The organism is Pseudanabaena sp. BC1403, from assembly GCF_002914585.1.
Taxonomy (GTDB): Bacteria; Cyanobacteriota; Cyanobacteriia; order Pseudanabaenales; family Pseudanabaenaceae; genus Pseudanabaena.
Window position 1 is genome coordinate 30,417 of the sequence record NZ_PDDM01000024.1, and the last position, 17,043, is coordinate 47,459.

Below are 17,043 nucleotides of genomic sequence, written 5' to 3' on the forward strand. Positions count from 1 at the left end.
TTATTTGTAATGCAATTGTAGTTTAATGATTTTTCATCGGTAAAATCATCCTAGATTCCACTTTGGTTTAATTCAAGCGTGATCGCATTAACAATCTATCTCCTAAAGACGATCGCTATTACTGAGAGTCTTGATTTTTAGGCGATCTCAAAATGGTTAACCTCAATCCAAGAGGTAGCTTTGCAAAATCCCAAACTTGACGATGCTTTGCGCGATCGCTTAATTCGAGCGATCGCAGAGTTAAATGTAGTAGCGGCATGTTTGGAGTCTGAGTATGGCGATCTCATTCCTATAAATTTGTCGCCCAAAGGATAGAAACGTCTTTATATTGGCTAAACATGTGATCAGCCGTCACAATCGTCATATTTTCCAGTTGAGCCTGTGCAATTAACATTCTGTCAAATGGATCACGATGATGTAAAGGTAAAGCCGCAGCTTGTAAAGCATGATTCACTGAAATATCAAGCGATCGCGCCCCCAATTGCACCATACGACTTGATATATAGCTATCTACTGGTTCTGGTAATGGCAACTTGCCGATCGCAACTTTGATACCCATTTCCCAAACACTTGCCACAGAGAACCACACTTCATTAGCTTCATCGACAAGGCAAGCGATCGCCTCTTCACTCAAACGTTCTGGCTGGGCAAACCACCACAACCAGCAATGAGTATCTATTAACAGTTTCACGCTTCACCCCCCTCAAATGCTGACAAAATCTCTTCTGGCAAAGGATCGTTAAAGTCTTCAGGCACGATAAAACGTCCCCGATCAATTCCTAAACTAGCTTTTCGATTAGCAGAAGTACAAAATGGAACCAGCTTGGCAACGGGAATACCTCGGTTAGAAATAACAATCTCTTCTCCAAGTTCCACCCTTGACAAAAGACGGGAAAGATTGGTTTTAGCCTGATGAATATTAACGGTTTCCATATAAACATACTAGACTAAGTTTATAGACTAAGTTTAGTATGACTTGACAATCTTGTAAATACCAAAATCTCCTAATGCTAATGATGCAGACTGATTTCCTGTGAATTAAGGAGTAACTGCAAAGACTCTCCATAGACAAGATCGTCAATAGGCATAGCGATCACCTCTAGCACCGATGGATTTTGGAAATGGCGCAGCTTCGTTTCAGGATGAGGATAGTACACCCAACCATCATAGCGATCGCCCTTATAAAGAACTTGACAGGAAACAAAGGAAAAATCTTCAGGTGGATGCGCAGTTGTCCAATGCACTTGCCGAAAAGTGTACTGGGGCTTTTGGATCGTGTAAGTGTAAGGAGAGATATCAATATTTAAAGTGCCTCGAAAATAGGGCGATAGGTCTAACCCTAGATTTTGGAAGAAGGGAATTTGCATCGAGATTGAACCTTCAGCATAAGGACTATTCTCTGAAAGCCCCGAAGCAACGCGATGCCCTTGAATCAGTTTGCCATCTACAGCACATAAACTCAGAGCCTCCCTCACAACTCGCCTTGTGCGATCGCCTATCCCCTCAGCAACTGACTCCCGATTACCCGCCACATTTAGAACCTTGACTTGCTGAGCAATTAGCCAATCATGCAAGGTTAGCGCATCGGGATTAATGAGATATGGCTTTGCATATTTGTTACAAGATTCAATGGTTAGCTTTGTGCCATCACTATGAAGGCGATCGGCAAAAATAACCGTTGCATCAGCAGCTTGGACATTGTGGACAGTGCGAACCTCATATTCAGTGCGATCGGCTTCCTGTAAGCCAAACTTGGCAAGCTCCAAATTTTCTCCCAACTCAGTACGGTAGCCCTTAGGTGCAAGCCCACCCGTAGCAATGCCCAAGTCCGCCGCCGCCAGCAATCCGCCCCAATCGGCACCAGTTTGTCCACCTGAAATGATTAACGTTACGCGCTTGTTCATGAATATATACACTTTGATGGACAATTCTTAGGATGCCATATAAGAATTACTACGCAAATAAACCAAGAACTCAAGTTCTTGGCTAAAAGCTCAAGTCCACTGAAGTGGACTACAGAAAACTGTTAGTTAACCCGTTTCAACGGGTTTGAGCTTTTAGACCGCACTTGAGTGCAGGGCTAATGCTTGAGTGCAAAGTCAATGCTGCGATTTGAGAAACTTCTGGCATAATACAAGGGATTTTTTTGAGGCGTGCGATGTCCGAGCTACGAGACTATCAACAGCGGGTGATCTCCGAGATTTATGCAACTTGGCGATTAGGCAAGCGAGCTATTTTGCTAGCTATGCCAACAGGTTCAGGAAAGACACGCACCTTTAGCGAACTCGCTAAACATTTCGACGATCGCAATCAGCGCGTTCTCTTATTGGTTCATCGCGAAGAATTGCTCTGGCAAGCGCGAAAAACCCTAGAACAAACACTGCGATCGCCCATTGGTATTATTAAAGCCGATCAGCCCATGCACATAGAGCATCCTGTGCAATGTGCTTCAGTCCAGACTTTGGTAAAACGACTCGAAAAACAAGAAGTAGATTTGGGTGCGATCGCCCTCGTGATTATTGATGAAGCTCACCTTTCACTTGCACCAAGTTATCTAACAATTTTGCGCCATTTTCCCGAAGCATTAATTTTGGGAGTGACAGCCACACCTTCTCGGCTGGATGGAAGAGGATTTGATCGCCTTTATGAAGCATTGGTGGTGGGGCCTTCTGTATCCGAATTAATTTGGAGAGGATTTCTCGCGGATTATGATGTGCTTGCACCCGAAAGCTTTTTACCGACAGAAGAAGGGATTCGTATTGCAGGAGGAGATTTTAATTCTGCTGACCTAGCTGAGCGCATCGATCGCCGCTATGTGGCGGGTTGTGCCGTGGATGCATATTTGCGCCATGCTCCTCAAAAACGTTGTGTTGTATTTGCAATTAACCTAGACCATTCCAAAGCGATCGCAGAGCGTTATCGCACCGCAGGCATTGCCGCCGAACATATCGATGGCGAAACTGCAACTAAAGAACGTCAAGCCATCCTTGAACGTTTTCGTGCTGGTCAGACCCTAGTACTCTGCAATGTCAATTTGTTCACCGAAGGCTTTGACTTTCCCGAAATCGAAGTAATCCAGCTATGTCGTCCCACCAAATCCGTCGCCTTGCATTTACAAATGCTCGGTCGCGGACTACGTCCTAAAGGTGGTCGCAAAGCATTGATTCTCGATCATGCGGGTAATTGCTTGCGCTTAGGTGGAGCGAAGGCAGAACGAAATTGGACATTACAGGGATTAGAAGAAGAAATTCCTGCAATTGAACCAGAGCTTGAGCCATTAATCGAACAGATCGAACTATCCATCACTGATATTCCCAAACCTCAAGTCGATTTGCCCAATTTACCCAAGCGTCGCGTCGAAATTTACGAAACAGATGCCGATTTTTTCAGTCTTCCTACCCATGCCGAACTCGAAACTCATCTAGCTCAACAAGCATACAGCCAGCCAACCCAATCCAGAAATGTTTCCAGATCGCCATCAAACTCCAATACAACTATTCCAAACCGCGATCGCCGATCTACCCAAACCCGCTCAATCGCTTCAAAAGCATCTCCAAGAGCATCTTCAACGAGTCGCTCTCACCGTCCTCCTCGGCAGTTATCGCCTATACAGAAAGTAAGCAAAGCTGCGATCGAACTAGCCGAGCTACTCGAAAGTATCCTCGTTTGGGTTTGGCGATCGTGGTTTCCTCCAAAACACAAACAGATGGATATCTCTCGTAAATATAAACGTCCCCCAAACTACCGATAGAAGTTTATTCCCGCTTAGTGCGCTCAAGCCTAGAAATTCTCTAGTCATTTCCTTTCAGGATATGTCCAGCGACAAAGACAAATAATTGTGGCTCAATCGGTGTTTCAAAGCATTGAGCCTTTTATCATGATTTGACCTCCACGAAACATCTATAGGACTTACGCATCTGCCCTGCAATAAATTGCGGGCTAAAAGCTTAAACCTGTTGAAACAGGTTGGTTTGAGGCTTTCTTTAGTCAGTTAAAACTGACTTGAGCTTTGAGCCAAGAACTTTAGTTCTTGGTTGATTTGCGTAAGTCCTAATCTATAGAGATTACCTTTTCCCTTTTCCTTGAATTACGTTTTATTACGAGCCGTAACTACATAACCCCCTTAACGTCAAGCAATGTAACAATTCCCAACAAAGTTATGCTGTCAGACCCTAACGCCTCAACACCAAGACCAGCATCTCCATTTCCACAACTATTCAGTGGAATGCTTGCCCTTTCGATCGCACTTGTCGGTAGTGCCTTTCTCGCTGGCAATGCCCTGCGATCGCTAAGGTCAAATGACATTTTGACCGTGATTGGTTCATCGACCCGTCCCATTCGTGCAGATTTTGTGATTTGGCGCAGCTCTGTATCTAGCCAACAGACGACATTGCCGCTTGCTTACCAAGAACTCAAACGCTATAACGAACGAGTGCGAGCCTATCTCAAGAGCAAAAATATTCCTGATGATGCGATCGTCGTCAGTGCGATCGAAACTCAACCGATTCCAGAAACCAATAGTAATGGAGTTCAAACTGGTAAAACCATAGCTTATAGATTGATCCAACGCTTTGAGATTCGCTCTAAAGATGTCGATGGCATCAGTGCGATCGCGCGATCAAGTACAGACTTGATTAATGAGGGTATTCCCTTCACCTCGGAGCCTGCGGAATATCTCTATACGCAGCTTAGTCAGTTACGAGTGGAAATGATTTCTGAAGCGACGAAAGATGCGAAGGCTAGAGGCGATGCAATCGTCAATGTTTCAGGCAGTCGCCTCGGCACAATTCGCAAGGCGGAAACAGATGTCTTTCAGATTACGGCGCGATATTCCACTGAGGTCAGCAACAGTGGCTCTTACAACACCACCTCGATTGATAAAGACATTCGAGCGGTGGTAGCGATTACTTTTGCTGTTGAATAAGGGATAATTTACCTCACCCTAGCCCTCCCCTTGCACCTACCTTGTACACACATCTCAGTTTGTGCGTGAAACAAAGAAATTACCCCACCCTAACCCTCCCCTTTTCAAGGGGAGGGAACAAGATTTCTGGTCTTCCCCCTTTGCAAGGGGGAATTAAAGGGGGTAATTCATTTGTTCTACAATGTTAGTGAGACGCTTTGCGCCACTGCTAAACATTGTCAAAGTGTAAATAATGAGTTACTCCAATTCGCGATCGCCATCATCCCCCTGTCCTGTCTGTATGCATGGCACGATCGCACCCATGCCGATGATGGAATCTTTGGCTTGCGATTTTTGTAGTCATATTTTTATCCTTGAGCAAAGTGCCGATCAACGCCAGCAATTTTTGAAGATGGCAGATACTATCTCTTTGCTGCGATGGGCATGGACTGGCAAGCGCTGGGAAAATGCAAATGCGGTGCAGGTTTATAACAGCCGTTGGTTAAGTATTTTGGGGATTTTATTAGTATTAGTACCGACCGCGATCGCATCCCTTGCTGTCTATCTTTTTCCAACAGAACCAGATGTCCCACTAGCATGGTTTCCTAAATTCTGGGCGATATCCACATTTTTTGGTCATTTGATTGTGTTGTTATCAATCACCCGTGACTATACAGAGTTTCCCATCAGGGCTTATTGGCGATCAATTAAGCGATCGTTTGAACATCAAAACCAAAGAAGCTAGTGGCGGCGCAAAGCGCCGCCACTAGCTTCTTTGGTTTTAGAGATGAATGTAGCTATAAAATGGCTATATGGCAAAAAAGAAAAAAAGTGAACAAAAGGGACAGAGATCTCTTAAAAAGACTTTGCGTAAGTCTTTGACAATATTTCGTTATGGCATCAAGGCTCTAGGACTAGTATGGACGACTAGCCGAGGATTAACTTTGGCGATCGCTATTTTTACCCTTATAAGTGGACTGTTACCTGCGGCGATCGCCTATGTTGGCAAATTGATTGTCGATAGCGTTGTGTTGGCGGCGAGTAGTGGATTGTTAAGCGATCGCAATTTAGCACTCAGTTACGTAGGATTTGAGGCAATCTTGATCGTGATTTTGGCAGCAGTTCAGAAAGGACTAACCGTATCTCAATCATTGCTACGAGTGCTGCTTGGTCAAGGAGTAAACGTATTGATTTTAGAAAAGGCGCTTACCCTCGATCTGGCTCATTTTGAGGATTCAGAATTTTACGACAAGATGTCTCAGGCGCGAGCACAGGCTTCTAGTCGTCCGCTATCACTGATCAGTCGCATCTTTGGTTTAGGTCAGTCAGCATTAACTCTATTGACCTTTAGTGGATTGTTATTAAATTTTTCCGTTTGGGCAGTGATTGTCTTGGTCTTAGCGGCGATTCCTTCTTTTATTGCGGAAACCAGATTCTCAGAACATGCTTTTAGACTATTTCGATGGCGATCGCCTGAAACCCGGCAGCAACATTATCTAGAGACTTTATTGGCGAGAGAAGACTATGCAAAGGAAGTACAGCTTTATCAATTAGGCGGAATGCTGTTGCAACGTTATCGGGATGTTTTTGATCTCCTTTACAAAGAAGATCGCAATCTCACAATTCAAAAAGGATTTTGGGGCTATCTACTAGGATTGCTTAGCACAGGCGCGTTTTATGCTGCCTATGCATGGATTGTAATGGAGGCGATCGCTGGTAGAATTAGCCTTGGGGAAATGACCATGTATTTAGTCGTGTTCCGCCAAGGTCAGTCTACTTTCGCATCAGCTCTAACCTCCATCGGTGGCATGTATGAAGACAATCTCTATCTCGCTAATCTCTACGAATTTCTAGAACAGCCAGTTCCCCAATCTCAAGGCATGATTACTAAAGGAATTGTGTCAGAAGGAATCCGATTTGAGAATGTTTCCTTTTGCTATCCTGAGAGTCAAGAGCCAGTTTTAAAGGATATTTCCCTGCATCTTAATCACGGCGAAAAATTAGCGATCGTGGGCGAAAATGGCTCTGGCAAAACGACACTTATCAAACTTCTGACGCGGCTATATACACCTAGTAGTGGCAAGATTTTATTAGATGGTGTTGATTTGAATGATTGGGATATTGATACTTTACGCAGAAGAATTGGTGTGATTTTTCAGAACTTCGTGCAATATCAATTTACCGTAGGAGAAAATGTTGGAGTCGGTGATGTAGAACGCATCAATGACGATCAAGAATGGGAAATTGCGACTGAAAAAGGCATGGCGAAACCTTTTATTAACAATATGCCTCAAAAGTTTGGGACGCAGTTGGGCAAATGGTTTAAGGGTGGTCAAGAGTTGTCAGGTGGTCAATGGCAAAAGATTGCGCTATCTAGAGCATTTATGAGATCGCAAGCCGACATCCTCGTACTTGATGAACCTACAGCGGCAATGGATGCTGAAGCGGAGATGAATATTTTCAATCATTTCCGTTCTCTCACCAAAGACCAGATGGTAGTTTTAATTTCCCATCGGTTTTCAACTGTACGCATGGCGGACAAAATCATCGTGATGGCAGATGGCAAAATCATCGAGCAAGGCAGTCACGAGCAGTTATTGGCAGCAGATGGACGCTATGCCCATCTTTTTTCTCTGCAAGCGGCAGGTTACAAATAATACGTTTTATTGCTAAATCAATCAATTCAATCGTCCTAACAAATTAAATCAATCATTGAAATGATTGAATAATTACTAGAAGATAATACAAAAAATCAAAAACTAAACAAAGCCCTAAGAACCTTTACCCAATAAACTTTTTAGGATATTGCTTCACACTTTTTTACCAACTAAAAAGCTGTATACAAGGAGTGAGATTGACACAAGATAGTTAATTTTATGCTCATTTATTTCTTTTTGGAGAGTAATGATGACTATAGCAAATGAGAGAAATACTCTTAATCAAGATCCCATCAAATACACTTCTAATTTCGATGGTATGGAATTGCGAAATCTTTATGCGATCGCGCCAGAAGTTTATGAAGGCAGTGACAATTTTCAATCTGAGGCAGAAAGCATATGCACAGTTATAGCTATATTTCCTTCAAGACAAGAAGCTAACAATGCGGTATTAGAAATGCAGAAACAAGGTTTGAGTTCACCTCAAATCGTCATTATTTCCGACCAATATCAAGAGCATCAAAACTCGATGCACTGGGAATATGTTGCTACAGATAATGGTTTGCCATCAGTTCTGACAGGGCTAGGAATTAATGTGCGGGACACCTTACAATTTTTAGAAGCTGTTAACAATAGCAATTTTTTAGTAATAGGACTAGTCAACGATCGCGATGCTAGTCAAGCACAGTATATCCTCAAGAATATCGGACTTAAAGTGATTGCAGTTTATTAATTTATTACGATGGTTTTGAATTTGCATTTAGTAAATTCAAAACCATCGTAAATTAAAGATCCGAAATCAAGTTTATATCTAAATGTAAAAAAGAATTTGGAGAAAAACAATGGATAAGCAAAATAAAGAATCGATAGTTTTCTCAGAATATATTAATACAATTTCAAACCTGAATACTTCTACAAAAGATCAAGAAGAATCTCTAAATTATTTTGTAACTGAATCAATTAAGGTCAAGGAAGCAAACACTACATTTATGATTGACGAGGTAATATCTGATAGCATCTTGAGGTTATCTAGAATTAAAGCCCCAAGAGGGATTCAGATTTTATTTGAAATGAATCATGATTCTATTGTGTATGCACGTCGAGATATGATCTGCTGCATGGTTAGGAATCTCATTGTTAATATCATAAAATTTGGTTCCAATGGGGAGAAGATAAAAATTTCTTCTGATACTGTTCAGGATAAAGTCAGAACATCTATTTCTATCTCTGGCGGAATTACCAACAAAAATGACTTTTATGAACTTTTTCAAGAGCATGAGAACATATCTAATCCCAACAAAATCGATGAGATAATTGCAAGGATTGAATTGTTATTATGTCGCCAATTCACCGAAGCGAATAATACTAATCTATCAGTTGTATATCGAGAAGAAGAACAAGATCTCTTGTTTACCTTCTCCCTATCAAAAGCGATTATGAGTATATATGATTGTAGAATTAAATCGAATAGTCCAGTCAACAAATTAATACACTGGCATAGCAGCTTTTAAGTTTTTACAAAAGAAATATTCTTTTTTTACATATTTGAAAGTCATGCTAAATCCTGATTTAGATAAATTCAATAAAAAGCCATATTACTATATGAATCAAACTAAACAGATTCAAATTATTCGATTACAGATTGGGTTAGATGAATGCATTGAAAAAGCAGTTTTTCCAGAAGAGAATTTTTGTTTTGAAGCTCCGTCTGATGCTTGTTTAGAGATTAGTACATACACGATCGCTACAGCCATTTTATGCGATCGCATACCTTGCCTACAACTATAGTTTTTTGGGGTAAGTACTAATGTCAATCTTCCAAAGTGTTACTTAACTATACTTCCCATCAAGCGATACAATCATTTAGATAAGTAACTCAGCATAATTAAAAAATAGAGCCAAAATCTGTACCGCCCACTATGCAAGCAGTGCAGATTTTGATAGTGCTAAAGAGGTAAGGATTGGCGGCACGAAGTACTGCCTATCCTTACCATATAAACCCTTTCCTTATTTAGGACTAACCAGATTTGGGAGGGGTTATATTTAATTGTGCCTAGCTACTTATTAGGTAACGACAACGCAAAGTAAAATTTATATCAGCTTATGGCAGTAATCATTGATGGCAAGGCTCTTGCTAAGAAAATGCAAAAGGCGATCGCTGAAGAGGTCGCACAACTACAAACTCAATATGGTCGTCCTCCAGGGTTAGCCGTGCTGATGGTGGGAGACAATCCTGCCAGTGCCGCCTATGTAAGAAATAAAGAGACCGCCTGCAATAAGGCGGGGATCACCTCCTTTGGAAAACATTTTCCTGCTAGCGTCACTCAAGCAGAATTAGAGCAAGTTATTGACGAGCTAAATGCTGACGATCGCGTAGATGGCATCTTGATCCAGTTGCCTCTGCCAGAAAATTTAGATGCGATCGCCCTTTTAAATCGTCTTCATCCTGATAAAGATGCCGATGGGCTGCACCCAAATAACCTCGGCAAATTAGCAAGAGGTGAAGTTGGCTTGCGGAGCTGCACACCTGCTGGAGTGATGGAATTACTAGCTGAAGCAAAAATTGATATTGCTGGCAAAAATGCCGTTGTAATCGGGCGCAGTATTCTTGTCGGCAAGCCAGTGGCACTAATGCTACTCGAAGAAAATGCCACAGTGACGATCGCCCATTCGCGCACTAAAAATCTCGCCGAAATTACCAACAAAGCCGATATCTTAATTGCCGCGATCGGTAGACCTGAATTTGTGACAGCCGCAATGGTCAAGCCTAATGCCGTGGTCATCGATGTCGGGATTAACCGCATCACCGACTACGAAGGCAAATCTCGCCTAGTTGGCGATGTGGACTATGCCAACGTTAGCGAAGTTGCTTCACACATTACCCCTGTTCCTGGCGGTGTTGGTCCAATGACAGTGACGATGCTTTTGCACAATACTGTTTGGAGCTACAAGGAAAAAGTAAAAAGTAAAAAGTAAAAAGGCAAAATTTGGGGTTGCGATCGCAAGTCGTTGCATAATATACATTCTGGATATCGTCCTTAATACAGTCTGGAGTTTTTGCCCCACTCTAGCAATTAGTTATTGTTGAAACCATTGAAGTCAGCCATGCCCCAAACATTGACCGAAACAGTCGCATTCAATTTAGATAAGTATTTACGCGATCTTAAACAAGAGGTTGAGGCAGCCCTTGATGCTTCGATCGCGGTTACCTATCCCGAAAAAATTTATGAATCCATGCGCTACTCGCTAATGGCTGGTGGCAAACGATTACGTCCGATATTATGCCTTGCTGCTTGTGAATTATTAGGCGGCGATCGCGCTTCGGCAATGCCTACCGCCTGTGCGATGGAAATGGTTCATACCATGTCATTGATCCATGATGATCTACCATCAATGGACAATGATGATTTTCGGCGCGGAAAACTGACTAATCACAAGGTTTATGGCGATGACATTGCGATTTTGGCGGGGGATGCCTTGCTTGCCTATGCCTTTGAATTTATTGCTGACCAGACAAAGGGTGTACCTGCGGAGCGTATTTTGAAAGCGATCGCCCATCTCGGTCATGCTGTCGCTGCGACTGGTTTGGTCGGCGGACAAGTTGTTGATCTAGAATGCGAAGGCAAGCGAGATGTAACGGCAGAAACGCTCACCTTCATTCATATCCATAAAACAGCCGCCTTGCTGGAATCCTGTGTCATCTGTGGAGCCTTGCTAGCTGGTGCAAATGATACCGACATTAAGCATCTATCCACTTATGCTAATAACATAGGTTTAGCTTTTCAAATCATTGATGACATCCTAGATATCACAGCAACTTCTGAGCAGCTTGGCAAAACGGCAGGCAAAGATATCGCCGCCCAAAAAGTTACTTATCCTAGCTTGTGGGGTATCGAAGCCTCGCAGCAAAAAGCACAGGAACTTGTAGCACAAGCCAAGGCTCAACTTATCAGTTATGGTGATGCAGCCTTACCTCTAATGGCTCTTGCCGATTACATTACTGCTCGGAAAAATTAAACCTTAATCTCACAATATTCTTTGACCTCTTTTTTGTCCCTAATTTTTGCAATTGATATGAACCTCCATCCTGTTGGCGAAATCCTCGATAACCAAGTTCTGCTAATTGCTCTATGTTCTAGCCTAACAGCACAAATACTCAAACTATTTATCGAGTTAGCCCAATTTCGACAACTCAGATTTAAAATAATGTTTGAAACAGGAGGAATGCCTAGCTCTCATTCAGCCTTAGTCTCGGCATTGGCTACAGGTATCGGTCGGACTCAAGGATGGGACACACCTCAATTTGCGATCGCTACAGTTTTCGCTTTTATCGTCATGTACGATGCCGCAGGTATCCGCCGCGCCGCAGGCAAGCAGGCAAAGGTTCTCAATCAAATCATGGTGGAAGTGTTTGAAGAAGAACATGATCCTCTTAAAGAGTTATTAGGTCATACCCCCGCCCAAGTTGTTGCTGGATCAATCTTAGGCATCTTGCTGATGTGGTGGTTTTTATAATTAAGAGAATAAGAGAGGCGGTGCAAAGCACCGCCTCTCTTATTTTGGATTTAATTTAGGTAGCGATCGCTAATATAGCTGTGGTCTCTCAAATCGTCTCATAAAGCCCAAAAGAGAGGTGCGGCGCAAACTGCCGCACCTCTCTTTCGGGCTTTGAATCTTCATAACTTATATATATTTATTACTATTTAAAAATATTTATGCGAAAATACAATCAAGTCAACTCCTACTTAAAATCAACTTTTCGAGAAAGCATAGAAAATACTTGGAGATAACTAGATTATGGGACAAACTAACGACAAATTAACAAAAACTTCATCCTTAGTAGCCCCTACATCTCTAAATTTACAACCTAGACCATTTGCTCCATTGGAGTCAGAAGAGAAAGATGAGGCAATTCCAAGGAAGTCAGGATATTCTGAAAATTTCTTGGAAAAAATAATCAATACACCAAGTTCAGAATCAGCAACACCTGTGCAAAGAAAATCAGGAAATCGACTGAAAGCAATCGCTGCTGAGAGAATGGCGATCCAAGCAAAACCTTCAACTAATGCAGCCTTACAAAATCAACCAGTTCAAAGGCAAGAATCTGTAGAAGAAGAAAAAGGTGAAGGGAAACTGGAAGATGCAAAAGAGTTCACAATGAATCCTGAACCTCCACCAGTCCAAAGAAAGTCTGGAAATCGATTGAAGGCAATCGCAGCAGAACGGCAAATGGCAATTCAGGCAAAGCAGTCCACGGATGCCGAATCTGTCGTGACTGTGCAAAGAAAGTCTGGAAACAAATTAAAGGCGATCGCTGCTGAGAGAAAGGCGATCCAAGCAAAGCTTACCATTGGTCAGCCCAATGACAAGTATGAACAGGAAGCTGGCGCTACTGCGGCTAGGGTCGTTCAACAAATTAATTCGCCAATTACTTCGCAAAGTCAGCCAGTTCAGCGCAAGTTTGAGAATCGCTTGAGAGCAAAGAATGCGCAAAAGATGTCGATTCAAACAAAACTTGCGATCGCAGAGTCAAACGATAACGACGAGCAGAAAGTCGATGAAGCAACAAAAGTCATACAACCGTTAAACACAAACAGCTCTGCTAAAGCACTGCAACGTGAAGCAGTCGTAAATGAGGAAGAAGAGGAAGCGATTCAGGGGAAGTTTGAGGCAGATGTAACTGTACAGGCGAAAGCAGAGATACAACCAAACCAAACAGGAATGCCAGATCGGTTAAAAGATGGGATCGAATCGCTATCAGGCATAGACATATCGGATGTGCGGGTTCATACAAATTCCCCAAAACCATCTCAAATCGATGCCCTAGCCTACGCTCAAGGGAATGACATTCACCTTGCATCTGGACAGGAAGAGCATCTACCCCATGAAGCTTGGCATGTGGTACAGCAAAAACAGGGACGGGTACAACCTACACTGCAAACGAAAGGAGTTGGGATCAATGACGATACAGGACTGGAAAACGAAGCAGATGTAATGGGTGCAAAAGCATCCTCAATGATTTCCGACTCTGTGCCAAACAAGTTCGATACTCAAAAAGCATCATCAGACACAAGCGATCGGAACAATATTCAACGAACAGTTAACGCTCAACTTTCCTCTAACGTAATCCAAAGAGCTACGTCAGAATGGCTCAAAGGCAGATTTGGCTATCCTGATACTCCTAACAGGCTAAAATTCCGAGAAAAAATTGGGGATGTTGCTTTTCAAGAATTTCGAAAATATGCTAACGAGCAGATAGAACCTCTAGTTGATTTCTTCAAGTCGCAAACCCTTCCCATTCTTAAACCAAAAGAACAATGCGACTTACTCATCCCATTGGTTGGTACTCCAAATCTATTGGATCTAATGAAAGATACTTTGATTAAAACGCAATATAACCCAGCACTTGCTTCGGCTATTTACCAACTATTAGCTCCTCTAGTTGGTAATGTAAACGAATCAGCTCTCATGAGAGAGGCATTAACACTCACAAACAATGATACAGATGTTGCTCCGGCGATTAAAGATTACCTATTGAAGTACCAAACTAAAGGAGTTAAGGCTCTTGCTGCAGCAAGGGAAAAATTGAAGACAAAGGGTAACGATCCAGTTGTTGCAGATCGAGTAATGACCGAAACAGAGGAATATAATTATCATGAGTCAGTTAAAGACAAAGTAGAAAATCTTGGTAATCAGAAAGCAACTAACGAATACAATGAAGCCATTGAAGAAAACAAACAAGAACGGGAAAAGTATATCTCCTCATATGACAAAACAATCGATTCCTCTCAGCCAGATGAATCAATTGCTGGAGAAATCGGCAATAAACAAGCAATTGATCAATACGATAAAGCTGTTGCAGAAATAGATATAGAAACTTTTAAAACTACATTCGAACAGAAAACAGGATGTAAATATGATCATACCTTTACGAAAAAAGAACTGGAAAAACCGCTTCTAAACAAGAAGATTCATGAAGGTTTGAAATCTATTTTCCCAAGTCTAGATGTACCTAAGTCCAGTTCCCTCGTTGTCAAAAATCTAATAAAAGACAAATTAGAAGAATTAGAACAGAAGAAATTATCCCTAGATAATAGTTTGGAAGGGAATAAAACAAAATACAAACAAGAAACATCTAAAAAACTAGGGGAGTTTGAAACTAAAAAAGGAAAACTCGATTCTGGGTTGGAAGGGAATAAGACAAAATATAAAGACGCTCTAAAGCTAGCCATTACTCCGCTATTTGCTTTTCCTGATAGTGAGGCGGCTTCTGAATGGGTGCTGAATTCGGCAGGGGTAGATGACAAAAAAGCAACTAAACTGGTTGCATGGCTCGTGAATGGACTGAATGCGACGATCTCACTTACTGATATTCAGAAAATCTTTACTGTCTTCTCTTTGGAAAAATTAGAGAATGTACATATTCCAGTAGGAGGTGCTGATGCTAAAGCTAAAGCACTGATGCTATTACTGAACGAAGCGAAAACTGGAGAAGCTGGAAGGTTTAAAACCCTAATCGATCTCGATGAGACTAAAGACTTTACAGAATTGCTGAAGTTCTTTAAAAAAGCAAACAACGATATTGACCAAGCATTAACTATTTTTAGTAAAAAGGATAGCTCGAAGGATGTCAATAAGTTATTAGACGAACTAACTGTTCCTCCTCCTACAATAGTGGATCCCCTTCAGGAAGGAAAAGATTACCTCAAGCATAAGGGTAAAGCCGCAGACGCTTCCTTTTTGATTGCAAAAAGCATTCCAAAGGTTGATTCTGAGAAAATGCTTGCTAAAGATTGGATCGTCGGTCATGGCGAACAAGTTGCCCATATTTATACAGAATCAGGTAATAATGTTACTCGAACCATTGAGGTATTAGATCTTTTAGCGAAGGCAAAGAAACCGAAAACTCCTGTTGATGTTAAAAAATGGCTCGATTACAATCACAGTTTTGGCAATATCTACAACAAATTACAAGCCGACAAAGATCAACAATTTTGGGCTGGAGAAACCTGTGCTGAAAGCACTGTCCCAGTAACTAGTCGTGCAGGATTAGGATTAGGGGTAAAAGATGATGTTAATTCAGTCAGGATACATGCCCTTACTCACAAAACTGTTGGGCAGTTCTATTCAGGTGGTCACTTTGGCAATCATGGTAACGGAACCGAGCCTGGTATGGTGCTACCTAACAATGTTGGGTATACGGAATATGATATTAAACCTTATAGCAGCGATCCTAATCGGGGCAAAAATCGAATTGTTGTAGGGGGAGCAAATCACTACTATACAAGCGACCACTACAAGACGTTTAAAAGGTTCAGACTATGACAAAGCTTTATCAATTTGCGCCTGAAGTATTCGCATTTTTCTCGAAAGATCGAGACTTTGCAGCAACTCTATTTCAGGAAAAAGGCTTAAAGATTTTTTGGATTGATGGGAAAAAATGCTCTACTCCAAAAGATTTTTTGGAACAGCTTGCCCTTGCCGTTCAGTTCCCTGGCGAAGAGTTGAGTTTAAATATCCTCAGCCAAGAACTTTCTAACTTAGACTGGCTCGATGCCAAGAAATTTGGAATCTGTATTACCGATGCCGATCGCTTGTTTGCGAGTGGAAACCGTTATATGTGGCAGTATCTACTTGGAATGGCACAGAACATTCAGAGCAACGTTGAAGACTTCAATCGTCCCTCAATTAGTTGGTTACTACAAATGGAAAACCCAAAAATCGAAGAATTGCAAGAATTTTTTGAGAGAGAGCTTGGGTTTGTCGTGCAATATCTCAATTAATGAGATCGCTCGTTAGGATTTCGCCAATTCAAATCTGAAGTGCAACACCTAGAGATCTTTGCATAAGGGACTCATAACCTACATTCAGCAGGTTAAAATTGAAATAAGGTATTTTTATTTAAACGCATTCAAAACAGCCAAATGCCCCAGATAGACTTACAAAACATAGACCATCTGGGTATTATTGCTGGGATAGTAGATAATATCGGGATATTAGAAATCATAGATCGGGAGCTAGGAAGCCATCCGCAAGAGAAAGTGAGTGCAGGGCAAGTGGTAAAAGCGATGATTTTAAACTGGATGAGATTCTTGACGGCTCCATTATATTTATTCAGTGACTTTTTTTAGGAAAAGCGACAAAACATCTAAACGACAGCCGACTGGGAAGAGTAATGGAACAACTATACGCATATGGGATCACGCTAATATTTGTGAAGATAGCGACAGATAGGTTGGGTTGAAGAGTTAAACCCAACATCAACAATACTTGTGTGTAATACCAAAGCGAGCGACTTGACTTGTATAGGTTAAAATGAATATTGAATAGGCAGTCTTATTACTAACAATTCATCTAGGATAGCCGATGTTAAGTCATTACTTTTTAGTTGGCGCGATCGCAATAACATTATGGCAAGAAGTCCAAAATTTGGAGAAGGAGATCGCAAATTTAGCTAGTAAATTCATTAACAAAGAACAAACT

The 17,043-nt window shown here is 41.7% G+C and carries 17 protein-coding genes and 1 pseudogene; 15 read left to right on the forward strand and 3 right to left on the reverse strand.

The features are described 5' to 3' along the window. Positions 1 to 180: 180 nt before the first annotated feature. Positions 181 to 315 carry a hypothetical protein gene (locus tag CQ839_RS25785; protein WP_258040793.1) on the forward strand — a complete coding sequence of 45 codons (135 nt, stop codon included), beginning with the start codon at positions 181 to 183 and terminating at the stop codon, positions 313 to 315. Here the strand turns inward: CQ839_RS25785 and CQ839_RS18915 are convergent. From CQ839_RS18915 to CQ839_RS18925, 3 genes are all read right to left on the reverse strand, one after another. Then, on the reverse strand, positions 290 to 691 hold the full coding sequence (locus CQ839_RS18915; RefSeq protein WP_103669858.1) for a type II toxin-antitoxin system VapC family toxin: 402 nt from the start codon (positions 689 to 691) through the stop codon (positions 290 to 292). The genes CQ839_RS25785 and CQ839_RS18915 overlap by 26 nt on opposite strands. Beyond that, the gene (locus tag CQ839_RS18920) at positions 688 to 933 is read right to left on the reverse strand and encodes a type II toxin-antitoxin system Phd/YefM family antitoxin (RefSeq protein WP_103669859.1); all 246 of its coding nucleotides are present in this window, start codon (positions 931 to 933) and stop codon (positions 688 to 690) included. Before CQ839_RS18920 ends, CQ839_RS18915 begins: the two co-directional genes overlap by 4 nt. A 77-nt stretch (positions 934 to 1,010) precedes the next feature. Next, complete coding sequence (locus tag CQ839_RS18925; protein WP_103669860.1) at positions 1,011 to 1,904, reverse strand: YpsA SLOG family protein; 894 nt, start codon at positions 1,902 to 1,904, stop codon at positions 1,011 to 1,013. A 254-nt stretch (positions 1,905 to 2,158) separates the two neighbouring features. Here CQ839_RS18925 and CQ839_RS18930 point away from each other — a divergent pair, with 254 nt between their 5' ends. The 14 genes and pseudogenes from CQ839_RS18930 to CQ839_RS26085 all read left to right on the forward strand — a co-directional run. Then, the gene (locus CQ839_RS18930; RefSeq protein WP_103669861.1) at positions 2,159 to 3,751 is read left to right on the forward strand and encodes a DEAD/DEAH box helicase; all 1,593 of its coding nucleotides are present in this window, start codon (positions 2,159 to 2,161) and stop codon (positions 3,749 to 3,751) included. Between the two features lie 408 nt (positions 3,752 to 4,159). Continuing rightward, on the forward strand, positions 4,160 to 4,924 hold the full coding sequence (locus CQ839_RS18935) for an SIMPL domain-containing protein (protein WP_103669862.1): 765 nt from the start codon (positions 4,160 to 4,162) through the stop codon (positions 4,922 to 4,924). A gap of 232 nt (positions 4,925 to 5,156) precedes the next feature. Further along, complete coding sequence (locus CQ839_RS18940; protein WP_146048768.1) at positions 5,157 to 5,648, forward strand: hypothetical protein; 492 nt, start codon at positions 5,157 to 5,159, stop codon at positions 5,646 to 5,648. 67 nt (positions 5,649 to 5,715) lie between these two features. After that, positions 5,716 to 7,560, forward strand: coding sequence for an ABC transporter ATP-binding protein (locus CQ839_RS18945; protein WP_103669864.1), 1,845 nt, complete (start codon positions 5,716 to 5,718; stop codon positions 7,558 to 7,560). A 247-nt stretch (positions 7,561 to 7,807) separates the two neighbouring features. Continuing rightward, on the forward strand, positions 7,808 to 8,293 hold the full coding sequence (locus CQ839_RS18950; RefSeq protein ID WP_146048769.1) for a hypothetical protein: 486 nt from the start codon (positions 7,808 to 7,810) through the stop codon (positions 8,291 to 8,293). Positions 8,294 to 8,402: 109 nt separating this feature from the next. Continuing rightward, the gene (locus tag CQ839_RS18955) at positions 8,403 to 9,071 is read left to right on the forward strand and encodes a HAMP domain-containing histidine kinase (RefSeq protein WP_103669866.1); all 669 of its coding nucleotides are present in this window, start codon (positions 8,403 to 8,405) and stop codon (positions 9,069 to 9,071) included. A 91-nt stretch (positions 9,072 to 9,162) separates the two neighbouring features. After that, on the forward strand, positions 9,163 to 9,348 hold the full coding sequence (locus CQ839_RS18960; RefSeq protein ID WP_181016254.1) for a DUF1830 domain-containing protein: 186 nt from the start codon (positions 9,163 to 9,165) through the stop codon (positions 9,346 to 9,348). Positions 9,349 to 9,663: 315 nt separating this feature from the next. Beyond that, complete coding sequence (folD, locus tag CQ839_RS18965; protein WP_103669868.1) at positions 9,664 to 10,536, forward strand: bifunctional methylenetetrahydrofolate dehydrogenase/methenyltetrahydrofolate cyclohydrolase FolD; 873 nt, start codon at positions 9,664 to 9,666, stop codon at positions 10,534 to 10,536. 129 nt (positions 10,537 to 10,665) lie between these two features. Continuing rightward, entirely contained in the window at positions 10,666 to 11,577 is a 912-nt protein-coding gene (crtE, locus tag CQ839_RS18970; protein ID WP_103669869.1) for a geranylgeranyl diphosphate synthase CrtE, read from the forward strand. Between the two features lie 57 nt (positions 11,578 to 11,634). Further along, complete coding sequence (locus tag CQ839_RS18975; RefSeq protein ID WP_103669870.1) at positions 11,635 to 12,075, forward strand: divergent PAP2 family protein; 441 nt, start codon at positions 11,635 to 11,637, stop codon at positions 12,073 to 12,075. A 282-nt stretch (positions 12,076 to 12,357) separates the two neighbouring features. Continuing rightward, positions 12,358 to 15,885 (forward strand): DUF4157 domain-containing protein, encoded by a 3,528-nt coding sequence (locus CQ839_RS25235; protein WP_181016255.1) that lies wholly within the window; start codon positions 12,358 to 12,360, stop codon positions 15,883 to 15,885. Further along, positions 15,882 to 16,343, forward strand: a complete 462-nt coding sequence (locus CQ839_RS18985) for a hypothetical protein (protein ID WP_103669871.1) — start codon at positions 15,882 to 15,884, stop codon at positions 16,341 to 16,343. Before CQ839_RS25235 ends, CQ839_RS18985 begins: the two co-directional genes overlap by 4 nt. Positions 16,344 to 16,484: 141 nt before the next feature. After that, positions 16,485 to 16,691, forward strand: a complete 207-nt coding sequence (locus tag CQ839_RS26080) for a DUF4277 domain-containing protein (protein ID WP_103669872.1) — start codon at positions 16,485 to 16,487, stop codon at positions 16,689 to 16,691. A 17-nt stretch (positions 16,692 to 16,708) separates the two neighbouring features. Next, positions 16,709 to 16,804: pseudogene (locus tag CQ839_RS26085) on the forward strand (DUF4277 domain-containing protein); the annotation flags it as partial. Between the last annotated feature and the right edge of the window lie 239 nt (positions 16,805 to 17,043).